Below are 14,494 nucleotides of genomic sequence, written 5' to 3'. Positions count from 1 at the left end.
ACCCCGCGATTGCGTGCTTTACCGTCGCCGGGTGCCAGGGCATGTTAACCAAAATTGTGAGCGCTTCGCAAAGAGGTTAATATGCCCAACACTTTATCGCTGACTCTCAGCGCCATTCTGGCCCGACGGGACTGGGAAAACCCGGGTGTCACCCAGTGGAACCGTCTGGAGGCACATGCGCCGTTACACAGCTGGCGTCTTGAACAGCCTGCCCTGGATGATGCTGGATCCGCCAGCAGACGCTCCCTCAATGGGGTGTGGCGATTTAACTACTTTCCTGCACCCGAGCAAATCCCGGAGGCGTGGGTAACCGAAGACTGTGCGGACGCTGTTGCGATGCCCGTGCCGTCGAACTGGCAGATGCAGGGGTTTGACACGCCCATCTACACCAACGTCACCTATCCTATCCCCGTTAATCCGCCTTTTGTGCCGCAGGAAAACCCAACCGGCTGTTACTCGCTCACATTTAATGTGGATGACGCGTGGCTTCAGAGCGGGCAGACCCGCATCATCTTTGACGGCGTGAACTCTGCGTTTCATCTGTGGTGCAACGGGCGGTGGATGGGCTATTCCCAGGACAGCAGGCTGCCTGCCGAATTCGATCTCTCGACGGTCCTGCGGCCCGGTGAGAATCGCCTGGCGGTCATGGTGTTGCGCTGGTGCGACGGCAGCTATCTGGAAGATCAGGACATGTGGCGCATGAGCGGTATTTTCCGCGATGTGACGCTACTGCATAAACCCGAAACGCAGATTGCCGATTATCGCGTGGTGACGGACCTGAATGCGGAGCTGGACCGCGCGGTGCTTAAGGCAGATGTCGCGCTGGCAGGGGGGGGCTTTGCAGACTGCGAGGTGGTCTTTACCCTGTGGCGCAAGGGTGAAAAATGCGCCAGCGTTTCCCGGCGTCCGGGGTCTGCCGTTGTGGACGAGCGCGGCGGCTGGGACGAACGCTTAACGGTGGCGATCCCCATTGACCGCCCCGCGCTCTGGAGTGCTGAAACGCCGGAACTGTATCGCCTGACGATGGCGCTTCTCGGCCCACAGGGTGAGGTGCTGGAGGTTGAGGCGTGCGATGTGGGCTTCCGCCGCGTTGACATCAGCAACGGCCTGCTGAAGCTTAACGGTAAGCCGCTGCTGATCCGCGGCGTTAACCGACACGAGCATCACCCGGAAAACGGTCAGGTGATGGACGAGGCGACCATGCGTCGCGACATCGAAATCATGAAGCAGCATAACTTTAACGCCGTGCGCTGCTCGCACTACCCGAACCATCCGCTGTGGTACCGGCTTTGCGATCGCTACGGGCTGTACGTCGTTGACGAAGCCAATATTGAAACCCACGGCATGGTGCCGATGAGCCGCCTCGCTGACGATCCGCGCTGGCTGCCCGCCATGAGCGAGCGCGTGACCCGCATGGTGCAGCGCGATCGCAATCATCCCTCAATTATCATCTGGTCGCTGGGTAACGAGTCCGGCCACGGTGCGAATCATGATGCGCTGTACCGCTGGCTGAAAACCACCGATCCCACGCGCCCGGTGCAGTACGAAGGCGGCGGGGCGAATACGGCGGCGACCGATATTGTTTGCCCGATGTACGCCCGGGTCGATCAGGATCAGCCTTTTCCGGCGGTGCCTAAATGGTCAATCAAGAAATGGATCGGCATGCCCGACGAAACGCGTCCGCTGATCCTCTGTGAATACGCCCACGCGATGGGAAACAGCTTCGGCGGGTTTGCGAAATACTGGCAGGCGTTTCGCAGCCATCCTCGCCTGCAGGGTGGGTTTGTCTGGGACTGGGTCGATCAGGCACTGACGAAGAAAGACGAAAAGGGCAACGCGTTCTGGGCCTACGGCGGGGACTTTGGCGATACGCCGAACGATCGGCAGTTTTGCCTTAACGGACTGGTCTTCCCCGATCGCACGCCGCACCCGGCGCTGTACGAGGCGCAGCGCGCCCAGCAGTTCTTTACCTTTACGCTGGTCAGTACCTCTCCGCTGGTGATTGAGGTGCAAAGCGGCTACCTGTTCCGCCCTACCGATAACGAGGTGCTGAGCTGGACGGTTGTACGTGGCGGAGACGTGCTGGCCGCAGGTGAGGTGACGCTCGCGATAACGCCTGAAGGCGCCCGGCGTCTGGAGCTCGACCTGCCGGAGCTGAAGGCCGGGCCGGGTGAAATCTGGCTGAACGTTGAGGTTCGCCAGCCGCGGGCAACGCCGTGGTCACCGGCAGGCCATCGCTGCGCGTGGGAGCAGTGGCCGCTTCCCGCTCCACTCTTTATTGCACCGCCAGCCTCTACGGGCGAGCCGCCAGTTTTAACGCAAAACGATCGCATCCTGGAGGTCACGCATCGTCAACAGCGATGGCAGTTCGATCGCGCATCCGGATACCTGACTCAATGGTGGCGAAATGGCGTTGAAACGCTGCTTTCACCCGTGACGGATAACGTCAGCCGCGCGCCGCTGGACAACGACATTGGGGTGAGCGAAGCGACGCGCATCGATCCAAACGCGTGGGTTGAACGCTGGAAAGCGGCGGGCATGTACGATCTCACCTCGCGCATGCTGCACTGTGAGGCAGAGCAGCATGCGCGTGAGGTGGTGGTTACCACGCTTAATGTCCTGGAGCATCGCGGCAGGGCGCTGTTCCTGAGCCGTAAAATCTGGCGGGTGGACGAGCAGGGGGTTCTGTATGGCGACATTCAGGTCGATATTGCGTCTGATATCCCGGAGCCCGCGCGCATTGGCCTGAGCGTTCATCTCGCTGAAACGCCAGAAAAGGTTGACTGGCTGGGGCTGGGGCCGCATGAAAACTACCCGGACAGAAAGCTGGCGGCGCAGCAGGGGCACTGGACACTGCCCCTGGCAGACATGCACACGCCGTATATCTTCCCGACGGAAAATGGTTTGCGCTGCGATACCCGCAAACTTGTGCTGGGTGCGCATCAGCTGAATGGCGCGTTCCATTTCTCCGTGGGCCGCTATAGCCAGCAGCAGCTGCGTGAGACAACCCATCATCATCTGCTGCGGGAAGAGCCGGGGTGCTGGCTCAACCTGGATGCGTTTCATATGGGGGTGGGCGGCGATGACTCCTGGAGCCCCAGCGTTTCGCCGGAATTTATCCTGCAGACGCGCCAGCTTCGTTATACCTTTAGCTGGCAGCAGACTCTTACCTGACCAGAGAGGCGGCCACCGGGCGTGGCCGCCTGCTTACGCCAGAATGCCGCTCAGGCCATGCAAGCTCATGTAAATTCCTACCACGATAATCAGCGCAGCGGAGATCCACGGCGCTTTGCGGGAAAGTTCGCTAAATCCGGGCCAGCGTTTTGTCGCGTGCTTAAGGCTTAAGGCGGCAATTGCGCCGGAAGCGACCAGCGTTAACGCCAGACCAATGCTGAAGCTGAATACCAGCGTCGCGCCGAGCGCAAAATGCTTCAGCTGCAGGCAGATCAGCAGAACGGTGATAGACGCCGGGCAGGGGATAAGCCCGCCGGTCAGGCCAAACATCGCGATCTGTCCTGTCGTCACGTTTTGTCCGTTGAAACGCCGGTTGATATCCTGCGCGTGCGCGCGCTGGTGGGCGTCCTGCCACTCCTCTTCAACCAGCGGGTGTTCATGGGGATGATCATGGTGGTCATGGTCATGGTCATGGTCATGGTCATGATGGTGGTGGCAATCGTGATGATGATCGTGCGGCCGGCTCTCTTTCCAGGTTCGCCACGCCATCCACAGGGCGATTGCAACGATCAACACCCCGGAGATCAGCTGGAACCAGGGTTCAGACGTATGTACGTCCCAGCCGCGGCCAAACCATAGTCCTGCCATGGCAATGATCCAGACTACCGCCGTATGGGAAAGCGTAGCCGCCAGACCGAGCAACACCGCCTGCTTCAGCGTGCCGCGGATAGCCACGATAAAGGCAGCCATCATTGTTTTTGAGTGGCCCGGCTCCAGGCCATGCAGCGCACCGAGGAGGATAGCGCTGGGAACAAACAGCCAGGCATTGCCCTGCTGCAGGAGTGAGGCAAAATCGTTCATTGAAATTTCCAGTATGGAAAGCGTGCGCAAATAGTACTCCCCCCCAGTAGGTTAATACTACCCCCCAGTAGAAAAATACTCAGGGGGAGTAGAGCGTGATATGCTTTAAAAGCCAAAACTGAGGGAGACAGAGATGTCACATACCGTTCGCGATAAGAAGATGTTATTGACTCGCCTGAAGAAAATTCAGGGGCAGAGCACCGCGCTGGAGAAGATGCTCAACAGCGATCACGAATGTGCCGAGGTGTTACAACAGCTGGCGGCGATCCGTGGCGCGGTCAATGGCATGATGATGCAGGTGATTGAAGGGCATCTTACCGATCATGTCGTGAAAGAGCCCGAAGAGGCGCAGCGTGAAGCCGATCTTGGCGTTGTGCTGCAGGTGATCAAATCCTATCTTAAGTAGAGCGCGTGGCGAGGTTGTTCTCTGCCCAAAGGATAAATTCCGTCCTGGGCAGCGCCTTACTGTAGAACCACCCCTGCCCATACTGCACGCCGTGGCGGTGCAGCCAGGTAAGCTGCCCTTCGGTCTCCACGCCTTCCGCCACCATTGCCAGCTGCAGCGACTTCGCCATTTCGATAATGTGCGGCGTTACGTTTTTGTACTCCAGTGCATCCACGAACGATTTGTCAATTTTTAGCGTGTCGACATCGAGATGCTGCAGATAGCTGAGGCTGGAATAGCCCGTGCCAAAATCATCAATGTAGACAGGGTGGCCCGAACGGCGAAACGCGGCGATAGCCGGCGCGCTGATTTTGGGGTCGGCAAAGCCACGCTCGGTTAACTCAAGAGCGATTTGTCGGGGATGAATCTGCCACTTATTCAGGAGTTGGCTCAGTAAAGGCGGCAGATTACCGGAGGTCAAATCGGCCGGGGCGAGGTTGATGGAGATATGCTGATCGGGGTGGAGCCGCAGCCAGTGGCCCATATCTTCAAACACTTTTTCCATAACTAACTGCGTCAGCTGCGAGATGAGGCCGGTTTGCTCGGCAAGCGGCACAAATATATCAGGCGAGAGACTGCTTCCGTCTGGCTGGGGCCAGCGCGCAAGCGCTTCCGCACCCACGATTTTTCCACTGCACAGCGCCACGATGGGCTGATAGTGAACCACAAAATCGCGGCTGTTAATGGCGTCCAGCAGGCGATTGCGCGGCGACTGGATACGTCGCAGGATCCGCAGGACAAACAGTGCCGCCAGCAGGCTTATCATGACGCCAAACGGCAGCCAGAAAAGCAGCTGTCGGTGCCAGCTTTCAGCCAGGGGGGTGAGCGATGCCCACGTGACGACAGTAAATCCAAGCTCAGGTACCGGCTTCATGACGTACATGGAGCCCTTGTACTGAACGCTGGAGACGCCTAGATCGTTGATCCGATCGCGGATATGCGGATCAAGCGTGTTACTGCTGGCGAAAATAAGATGCGTTGCGCTTCCCACCAGAGCGGCATCAATGGCAATCGCCCCGAAAGGGATCACATCCACAAGCGAGGCAGGATCGACCAGAACAAGGTAATGGCCCTTCCCGAGCACGGCCATATAGCGGTGAAAGCCAAGATCGTTCTGTGCGGTAAGCCACGCGCTGTAGCCATCTTCGGTGATACGCATGGGAGGAGGATAAGCGGCGGATTTACTCGCCTGCTCAAGCGAAGAGCAGAGGGGTGTGAGGTTGTCGATATAGATCACCTCCTGGATATAGCGCCACGAGAACGCGACCCGACGTATCTCCCTCAAATGCAGCGGACTACAGGGAACGCCCTTAAATCCCTGCAGGTGATTTAACGCTTCTTTAGCCTGATCCACGACCCTGTCGGTGCGCATCAGCACGCGAGAAGCATAGCTATCCAGCGCATCAACAAATTTCTCTTCCGCCTGGCGATGGGCAAGCCAGATGCTGAGGCAAATGGGAACCAGCACGGAAAAGATAAGTACGCCAGTCACCAGACTGACCAGATGTCGGGTTTTCATGCTGTCGTTTCCTTTCCCATATGCCCGAATCCGGACGCTGAGTTTCCTGCCTGAAGAGAAAGATTTTACCGCGAAATGAAATAGTTATAGCACGTGGGGGCAGGGTTTTCATGTTATCTAAAGCAAATCAGAAAATATCCTCAGGAGAGAGAGGGTTGTTTTTTCAACCTTGCCTGGATATTATTTGTTATGTTATAACAAAACACAAAGGATTTATGATGAAACCAAACATCCATCCAGCGTATCGCACCGTGGTATTCCACGACACCAGTGCCAATGAATACTTTAAAGTGGGTTCAACCATTAAAACCGACCGCGAAATTGAGCTCGACGGTGAAACGTATCCGTACATCACTATCGAGGTTTCTTCAAAATCGCATCCGTTTTATACCGGTAAGCAAAAAACGTTTTCCACGGATGGCAGCGCAGCGCGCTTCCGCAAGCGTTTTGGCGGTTTTCTTAATGCGAAGCGGGGCTAACCATGCAGGTGCTTAACTCATTGCGCAGCGCAAAACAGCGTCACCCGGATTGCCAGATAGTCAAACGCAAGGGACGCTTATACGTGATTTGCAAATCCAATCCGCGTTTTAAGGCGGTGCAGGGACGTAAAAAAAGACGCTAGAAGCGCGTTTCTCGCCAGCTTTCCAGGGATCTTTTCTGTTTGCCATCGGCAGTAAAATTGTCGGTGGCAAGCCAGCCTTCAAAGGCGCTCGCCAGCGCCGGCCACTCTTTGTCGAGAATCGAAAACCAGTCGGTATCCCGGTTACGGCCTTTTATGACCAGCGCCTGGCGAAAACGGCCTTCAAATTGAAAGCCCAGACGCAGTGCCGCTTTGCGTGATGGTTCGTTCAGGCTGTTGCACTTCCATTCATATCGCCGGTAGCCCAGGGTATCGAACGCGTACCGCATCAGCAGATATTGCGCTTCTGTTGACATGGGCGTGCGGCTTAACAGCACGGAGAAGTGAACGTGTCCCACTTCCACAACGCCGTTTTTAGGATCGATCCGCATCAGGGCCAGCGTCCCGACCGGGGCCTGGGTCTGATTATCTATAACGGTAAAGTGCATCGGGTCAGATAACTCACACACGCTTGCCACCCATTCGGTAAACTCAGCGGCCGTGGCATCGGGTTCGCGCAGTAGCCACGTCCAGCTCCGGGTGTCTCCGGCCAGAGCATAGGCGGAGAACAGCGCCCCGGCATGCTCCACGCGCAGCGGTTCAAGCCGACAATAATGCCCCTGCAGTACCACCCGGGACGGATGAGGGCGAGGCTGCCAGTCGATAAGGGCTTCGCCCACAGGTTGTCCAAACTCATTGAATGTCTTCATCTTTATTTCCGTGACGTTGAGAAGAGTTCCAGATTAGAAAATTACTGGTTCCTTAAAAAGAACCACTCGGCTATGTTTTGGTGGTACCACAAGGAGATGAGATGAACATACCGGGCGATGAACTTTATACCTTGCTCCATGCTGCGCTTAAAACGCGTGGGGAAGAGACGCTCCAGCGCGCGCTCTATCTCGCTTTGCGGGAGGCCATACTGGGCGGAAGGCTTCGGTCCGGCAGCCAGCTGTCCGGCTCGCGAACGCTGGCGCAGCAGCTTTCCGTTTCACGGAACACCGTCAATGCGGCGCTGGACCAGCTCACGCTCGAAGGCTATTTGCTGCGTAACCGTCAGGGGACGCGGGTGGCGCAATTCGCCCATCGTGCCAGCCCGCGGGTTCTGACCGATCCTGAGGTCAGGCTGGCAAAACGTGTCGTCCAGCTGCCTGCGCCTGTGCCGCGCGACACCCCGGTGATGGCCTTTACGCCGGGAACGCCCGCCATCAACTATTTCCCCTTGCCGCTGTGGCGGCGATTGTACGATCGCGTCCTGCGGGAGGAGGGGAGCGCTCTGCTGGGCTATGGCGAACCGGCCGGTGAGCCGTCGCTGCGGGCAGCCATCGCCCGTCACCTTGCGATTTCTCGCGGCATTGACTGCGACGCCAGCCAGATTGTGATAACCGAAGGGGCGCTGGAGGGCGTCAATCTGTGCACGATGCTGTTAAGCGAGCCGGGGGATGTCGCCTGGGTGGAAAATCCCGGCTACAGCGGGGCCAAAAGCGCCTTCGTCAAAACCGGCCTTGCGATGATCGGCATACCGGTGGATGACGAGGGAATGTGCTGGGAAGGGCTGCATGCGCCTTCACCTGCGCTCGTTTTCACTTCGCCGTCGCATCAGTTTCCTTACGGGAGCGTGCTCAGCGCGCGGCGGCGTCTGGCGCTGCTGGAACTGGCCCGCCAGCACAAGGCGTGGATCATTGAGGACGATTATGACAGCGAGTTCCGCTATGTCGGCGAGCCCGTACCGGCGATGCTGGGCATGGTTAACAATGCGCCCGTTGTGTATCTGGGGACGTTCAGTAAAACGCTGTTTCCGTCGCTCCGAATGGGGTTCATGGTGTTACCGCCAGCGCTGGCGAAAGCAGCGCGTCCGGCCATCGGCTCGCTGCTGCGCGGCGGGCATCGCGCAGAACAGCGCACCCTGGCGCTGTTTATCGAGGAGGGGCACTATGCCCGTCATCTTGCCGCCATGCGTCGCCTGTATCGTAAGCGTTACCGCCAGCTGCGGGAGGTGCTGAGCGCAGAGCTTTATACTCCGCACCGTGTTCTTGCCGGTGAAGGGGGAATGCACCTGGCATTGGCGATTGACGGTATCGACGACCAGCGGCTGGTAGAGAAAGCGAGGGCATTTCAGCTGGCACCCGCTGCGCTGAGCGGCTATTACCTGGAGACGAAGCAGGGGCAAACCGGCCTGGTTTTAGGTTACGGCAACACCTCTGCTTCGCAGTTTGCGCCGGGTATCCGACGCCTGCAGGCGTTAATTACGCAGCAGCAGAGCGGGAAAGGGTAAAAACATCATAAAAAGAGAGCTGGCCTTTCGTTGCGACCATTTTCTGCAGCTTCTCTTTGTGCACGGTTTCGACAGCCGGAGAGTGCAGGATGCTGTCGATAAGCTCATTTGGCACAAAACGCGTGTTGTACCATTCGCCGTTGTAGCAGACCCGAAAATCGAGGACGTCGATATCTTCGTAACGGTAGCGGGGATTCACGTCGAAAAAGAAAAAGGCGTTAAACACGACAAACAGCACCACCAGCAGCCAGACGGAGTCCACCAGCGTTTCGGACTTCAGCATGACAATCAGCGTCGCCAGCCAGGCGGCATACATGGCAACAAACAGCCCGGGATGTTTGCGGATAAAGCTAATGCTAAAGCGCGGGCGATTGTCTCGCTTTTCGCGGTGGTTAAGATCGTCGATGGTGGCGGTAAGCAGGCGCTGTATCTCGGTCATTTTTGGCCTTTTGAGAGTTGACAATACAGGGTATCTGCCAATTTTAGGGGAGCCATCCGACTGAAAAAAGTAACAGTCGGGCGCTAAAAGACCATAACAGTTGGCTCCCCGGATCGTTACAGCGTTTTGATGATTTTCGCCGGGTTGCCGCCCACGACGACGTTAGCCGGCACGTCTTTCGTCACGACGGCACCGGAAGCCACAACCACATTATCCCCGATGGTGACGCCTGGGTTAATGACCGCACGTCCACCAATCCAGACATTATTGCCAATGGTGACGGGCTTACCAAACTCCACTCCGCTGTTACGTTCTTGCGCATCCAGCGGATGGGTGGCCGTATAAATATGAACGCCCGGCGCGAGCATGCAGTTGTCGCCAATATGTACAGGGCAGACATCCAGCATTACGCAATCGAAGTTGGCGTAAAAGTCTTTGCCCAGATAAATGTTATATCCATAGTCACAGCGGAAGCTCGGCTCAATATACGCCCCTTCGCTTTGTCCCAGCAGTTCCGCCAGAATATTCTGGCGTTCTGTTTTTTCGTCAGGCGCGGTGTGGTTATAGCGGTGAAGCAGATGGCGCGCCCGAAGCCGGTCGGCGCGTAACGTCTCATCACCAGGGCGGTAATGTTCACCTGAAATCATCTTCTGTTTTTCTATGCTCATCGGAAACCTCTCTGGATGTTATTCCTGAAGGGTAATCGCAACAGGCGTTAAGGGGAACGTTCCCGGAAGGCCGATGTGACCACAGTCACAACATTGTTGCTGATGAGCGCGTTTAACACGGAGACCTGGCTTTCGCGCAGGGAGCATAACGGGACAGGTGAATACAGCTTATAACGTGGCGTAGAAACTCTACAGACACACTTCAAAGATTAACGGACAAATTTCCATACAGAAGTAGGGATTTTGTCATACAGCTTATTCATCGTTAGCTCTGCAAGGCGATGGTCAGCGGCTGAATAAAATACCGCCAGTTCATTATCAGAAAGCTCGTATTTATTCTTTTCAATGACGCGTTCAAGGGTGTCAATTGACTGACAACGTCGTAAGCGCATCAAATAATCGATTTTTGTGAGTGGTTTATCAGACATAAATTCACCTTAGTAATTGTAATAATTTTAACAGGAAAGACTAACCGGGTTAGCTCTGCTCACGTTGACGAAACAGCGGAATAGCCGGTTTCCCGATTTACGCCATTTTTGCAAATCCTGAGTGTTAATGCCGTAACTGCTGAACAACATAAAGGTGTCGTCCAGGTATTCATCAATTTGCTCAATGAGCTTATTATCTTCATTGTACTTAATTTTATAATTAAGTGCGAAGGTAGCGATATGCTCTATCAGCTCATTCAACTGTAAATTGATGGCAGACGTTGGGTCATTTACCCAGCCATGGTTGCTTTCATCAAGATTGGCAAGGCAGTCATGGTACAAGGATTCGCAGAGAAATTTCAACTGCGCGATATCATGCCTTTTTGGCGAGTACTCGTCCATAGCGCATCCCCTTCTGAGTGATTTCTTACTCACCGAACATCATTGTCGGGATGGATACATCTGACTTAGCTACATGAGCGCTGTGTTCCTGATAACCTAACTATAAGCCACTCCTTCCTGGATTTCACCGCGCTATTACGAAAAATTACAAATAAAACCGCAGGCTGCGAGCGTCTACGCAAATGTTCATCCGAAACTGAACTTTTTTATCAGGATTAACGATAGTTTTTTTCGCTTCCTTACATTTCATTGGCTTAGCTTACAGCCATAAGAAAAGTTCACATCCGGAGTTCCGTTTGTCTTAACTTTTAATTAGGAATATTCCTAACAACTTAAGCAGGGAAATAGATTTAAAAAAATCCTGAGTTCACCTATTAAGTTATCAGTTAAATATGATATGTCTGTTTAAGATGACAGAAAATAAATAGGACCTCAATAAGCTTATTTTATGATTTTTTCTGAAAATGAAAAAGGCCGCAAATGCGGCCTTTTTATTATATGAAACCGGTATCAGTGAGGTTCTACCGAATGACTGTGCTCAACATCTTCATTCTTCCGGCTGAAGCGGCGGCGCACCACCACGAAGAACACCGGGACGAAGAAGATAGCCAGTACGGTCGCGGTGATCATACCGCCCATTACACCTGTACCGACCGCGTTCTGCGCACCGGAGCCTGCACCGGAGCTAATAACCAGCGGCATTACGCCGAGGATGAACGCCAGAGAGGTCATCAGGATTGGACGCAGACGCATACGCACCGCTTCCAGCGTCGCCTCAATAAGGCCTTTACCCTCTTTCTCCATCAGATCTTTGGCGAATTCAACGATAAGTATCGCGTTCTTCGCCGACAAGCCAATGGTTGTCAGCAGGCCTACCTGGAAGTACACGTCGTTGGTCAATCCACGGAACGTTGCCGCAAGCAGCGCACCAATAACCCCGAGTGGAACCACCAGCATAACGGAGAACGGAATTGACCAGCTCTCGTACAGCGCCGCCAGACACAGGAAGACCACAATCAGGGAAATGGCGTACAGGGCAGGGGCCTGGTTACCGGACAGACGTTCCTGATAGGACATACCAGTCCAGTCATAGCCGATACCCGCAGGCAGTTTGCTAGCCAGCTCTTCCATCAGATTCATGGCTTCACCGGTGCTTCGGCCCGGTGCTGCCTGACCCAGGATTTCCATCGACGGCAGACCGTTGTAACGTTCCAGACGCGGAGAGCCGTATTCCCAGTGTGACGTTGAGAAGGATGAGAACGGCACCATCTGACCGTTGCTGCCGCGAACGTACCAGTTGTTAATATCGTTCGGCAACATACGGTACTGCGCTTCGGACATGACGTACACTTTCTTCACGCGACCACGGTCGATGAAGTCGTTAACGTAGCTACCGCCCCAGGCCGCGCCCAGCGTAGTATTGATGTCGCTGATGGACACGCCCAGCGCCTGCGCTTTTTCCTGATCGATGTTGATCTTATACTGCGGCGTATCTTCCAGTCCGTTTGGACGTACGCCGACCAGCAGGTCAGGGTGTTTAGCCACTTCGCCGAACAGCTGGTTACGCGCCTGCGTCAGTTTCTCGTGACCCAGACCGCCCTGGTCGATCAGCTGGAAGTCGAAGCCGGTCGCCGTACCCAGTTCAACAATCGCTGGCAGGTTAAAGGCGAAGACCATCGCATCTTTAATCTGCGAGAAGGTGCCCATGGCACGGCCCGTGATCGCTTCAACTTTATTCTCATCGCCAGGACGATCCGCCCAGTCTTTCAGAGAAACGAAGGCGATACCGGTGTTCTGACCACGACCCGCAAAGCCAAAGCCGTTAACCGCAAACACGGATTCAACGTTCGCTTTCTCTTTGGTGAGATAGTAGTCCGTCACTTCGTCCAGCACCTTCTGGGTACGCTCTTGCGACGCCCCTGCCGGAAGCTGTGCCATCGTCAGGAACACGCCCTGGTCTTCATCTGGCAGGAACGAGCTTGGCAGACGAACGAACAGGAACGCCATCCCCACTACGATGATGATATAGAGCAGCAGATAACGACCGGTGCTGCGCAGGATATTGCCCACGCTGTCGGTATAGTGGTGCGTGCTCTTATCAAACATGCGGTTAAACCAGCCGAAGAACCCTTTATGCTCGCCGTGACCGCCTTTCTGAACCGGCTTCAGCATGGTGGCACACAGCGCTGGCGTCAGGATTAACGCTACCAGTACCGACAGCGCCATCGCGGAGACGATGGTAATGGAGAACTGGCGGTAAATCGCACCCGTAGAGCCCCCGAAGAAGGCCATCGGGATAAATACCGCGGACAGCACCATCGCAATACCGACCAGTGCGCCCTGGATCTGGCCCATAGATTTACGGGTGGCTTCCTTCGGCGGCAAACCTTCTTCCGCCATCACGCGCTCGACGTTCTCTACCACCACGATGGCGTCATCCACCAGCAGGCCGATGGCGAGCACCATCCCGAACATCGTCAGGGTGTTTATCGAGAACCCAAAGGCTGCAAGGATGGCAAAGGTCCCCAGCAGAACGACCGGCACGGCGATGGTTGGGATCAGCGTCGCGCGGAAGTTTTGCAGGAACAGATACATCACCAGGAATACCAGGATGATCGCTTCTACCAGCGTTTTAACCACTTCGTGAATCGAAATTTTAACGAACGGCGTAGTGTCATACGGATAAACGATTTTCAGGCCTGACGGGAAGAACGGTTCCATCTTCTTCAGTTCCGCACGGATCGCCGTCGCGGTGTCCAGGGCGTTCGCGCCTGTCGCCAGTTTGATACCCAGACCGGACGCCGGTTTACCGTTAAACTTCGCGATGATGTCGTAGTTCTCACCACCCAGCTCAACCCTGGCCACGTCGCGCAGACGAACCTGCGAACCGTCCTGGTTCACCTTCAGCAGAATTTTGCTGAACTCATCGGCAGAGGTCAGACGGGTTTGCGCAATAATGGACGCGTTAAGCTGCTGGCCTTTCACCGGCGGCGTACCGCCTAGCTGACCGGCTGCCACCTGGGCGTTCTGCGCTTTAATCGCGTTAATCACGTCAACCGGCGTCAGCTGGAAGTTGTTCAGTTTGTTCGGATCCATCCAGATACGCATCGCGTACTGGGAACCGAACAGCTGAACGTCACCCACACCGGACGTACGGCTGATGGCGTCCTTCATGTTGGCGCCCACGTAGTCGGAAATATCCTCCTGCGTCATGGTGCCGTTGGTGTTAATAACGCCGACAACCATCAGGAAGCTGCTGGACGATTTCTCGACGCTCACACCCTGCTGTTGCACTTCCTGCGGCAGAAGAGGCATTGCCAGCTGCAGTTTGTTCTGCACCTGAACCTGCGCAATGTCCGCATCCGTACCGGATTCAAAGGTCAGGGTGATCTGAACCGTACCGGTGGAGTCACTGTTTGAGGACATGTACATCAGGTTATCGATACCGTTCATGTTCTGTTCGATAACCTGAGTCACGGTATCCTGCACCGTTTTCGCATCAGCCCCCGGGTAGGTTGCGGAGATCGTTACCGCCGGTGGCGCAATCGTTGGATATTGCGCAACAGGCAGCTTCAGGATCGCAAGTCCCCCGGCCAGCATGATGATAATGGCGATCACCCACGCAAATATGGGGCGATCGATAAAGAAATTAGGCATGTCTTAACGG

13 protein-coding genes are annotated in these 14,494 nt (G+C 55.6%); 5 read left to right on the top strand and 8 right to left on the bottom strand.

Going from position 1 to position 14,494, the window contains the following annotated elements; all coding sequences use genetic code 11:
* Positions 1–81: 81 nt before the first annotated feature.
* The gene (locus IM291_RS05325; RefSeq protein WP_192986295.1) at positions 82–3,174 is read left to right on the top strand and encodes a beta-galactosidase; all 3,093 of its coding nucleotides are present in this window, start codon (positions 82–84) and stop codon (positions 3,172–3,174) included.
* A gap of 33 nt (positions 3,175–3,207) precedes the next feature.
* Here the strand turns inward: IM291_RS05325 and IM291_RS05320 are convergent, their stop codons facing one another.
* Positions 3,208–4,035, bottom strand: coding sequence for a nickel/cobalt efflux protein RcnA (locus IM291_RS05320; protein WP_192986293.1), 828 nt, complete (start codon positions 4,033–4,035; stop codon positions 3,208–3,210).
* A gap of 133 nt (positions 4,036–4,168) precedes the next feature.
* Here IM291_RS05320 and IM291_RS05315 point away from each other — a divergent pair, with 133 nt between their 5' ends.
* A complete protein-coding gene (locus IM291_RS05315; RefSeq protein WP_028012182.1) occupies positions 4,169–4,441 on the top strand; it encodes a metal/formaldehyde-sensitive transcriptional repressor in 273 nt (90 codons plus the stop codon).
* Here the strand turns inward: IM291_RS05315 and IM291_RS05310 are convergent.
* Positions 4,434–5,999 (bottom strand): EAL domain-containing protein, encoded by a 1,566-nt coding sequence (locus tag IM291_RS05310; protein ID WP_048999065.1) that lies wholly within the window; start codon positions 5,997–5,999, stop codon positions 4,434–4,436. The two genes, IM291_RS05315 and IM291_RS05310, sit on opposite strands and share 8 nt — an antisense overlap.
* Before the next feature lie 218 nt (positions 6,000–6,217).
* On the opposite strand from IM291_RS05310, the gene IM291_RS05305 reads away from it, so the two are divergent.
* Complete coding sequence (locus tag IM291_RS05305) at positions 6,218–6,478, top strand: type B 50S ribosomal protein L31 (RefSeq protein WP_006176933.1); 261 nt, start codon at positions 6,218–6,220, stop codon at positions 6,476–6,478.
* A gap of 2 nt (positions 6,479–6,480) precedes the next feature.
* Complete coding sequence (gene ykgO / locus IM291_RS05300; RefSeq protein ID WP_003859006.1) at positions 6,481–6,621, top strand: type B 50S ribosomal protein L36; 141 nt, start codon at positions 6,481–6,483, stop codon at positions 6,619–6,621.
* Here the strand turns inward: ykgO and IM291_RS05295 are convergent.
* Positions 6,618–7,328, bottom strand: a complete 711-nt coding sequence (locus tag IM291_RS05295; protein ID WP_192986291.1) for a GNAT family N-acetyltransferase — start codon at positions 7,326–7,328, stop codon at positions 6,618–6,620. The genes ykgO and IM291_RS05295 overlap by 4 nt on opposite strands.
* Positions 7,329–7,429: 101 nt before the next feature.
* On the opposite strand from IM291_RS05295, the gene IM291_RS05290 reads away from it, so the two are divergent.
* Positions 7,430–8,890, top strand: a complete 1,461-nt coding sequence (locus IM291_RS05290; protein ID WP_192986289.1) for a PLP-dependent aminotransferase family protein — start codon at positions 7,430–7,432, stop codon at positions 8,888–8,890.
* Here IM291_RS05290 and IM291_RS05285 read toward each other — a convergent pair.
* From IM291_RS05285 to acrB, 5 genes are all read right to left on the bottom strand, one after another.
* A complete protein-coding gene (locus IM291_RS05285; protein ID WP_059354006.1) occupies positions 8,862–9,329 on the bottom strand; it encodes a YlaC family protein in 468 nt (155 codons plus the stop codon). The two genes, IM291_RS05290 and IM291_RS05285, sit on opposite strands and share 29 nt — an antisense overlap.
* 116 nt (positions 9,330–9,445) lie before the next feature.
* A complete protein-coding gene (gene maa, locus IM291_RS05280; RefSeq protein ID WP_028012187.1) occupies positions 9,446–9,997 on the bottom strand; it encodes a maltose O-acetyltransferase in 552 nt (183 codons plus the stop codon).
* Between the two features lie 209 nt (positions 9,998–10,206).
* Positions 10,207–10,425 carry an HHA domain-containing protein gene (locus IM291_RS05275; RefSeq protein WP_008499287.1) on the bottom strand — a complete coding sequence of 73 codons (219 nt, stop codon included), beginning with the start codon at positions 10,423–10,425 and terminating at the stop codon, positions 10,207–10,209.
* Between the two features lie 27 nt (positions 10,426–10,452).
* Entirely contained in the window at positions 10,453–10,827 is a 375-nt protein-coding gene (gene tomB, locus IM291_RS05270) for an Hha toxicity modulator TomB (RefSeq protein ID WP_028012188.1), read from the bottom strand.
* A gap of 510 nt (positions 10,828–11,337) precedes the next feature.
* A complete protein-coding gene (gene acrB, locus IM291_RS05265; protein ID WP_041911061.1) occupies positions 11,338–14,484 on the bottom strand; it encodes a multidrug efflux RND transporter permease subunit AcrB in 3,147 nt (1,048 codons plus the stop codon).
* Between the last annotated feature and the right edge of the window lie 10 nt (positions 14,485–14,494).

Origin of the sequence: Enterobacter cloacae complex sp. P27C (assembly GCF_014895705.1) — a bacterium.
Taxonomy (GTDB): Bacteria; Pseudomonadota; Gammaproteobacteria; order Enterobacterales; family Enterobacteriaceae; genus Enterobacter; species Enterobacter bugandensis.
Note: the sequence above shows the minus strand (reverse complement) of the source record. Positions and strands in the feature narration are given on the sequence as shown.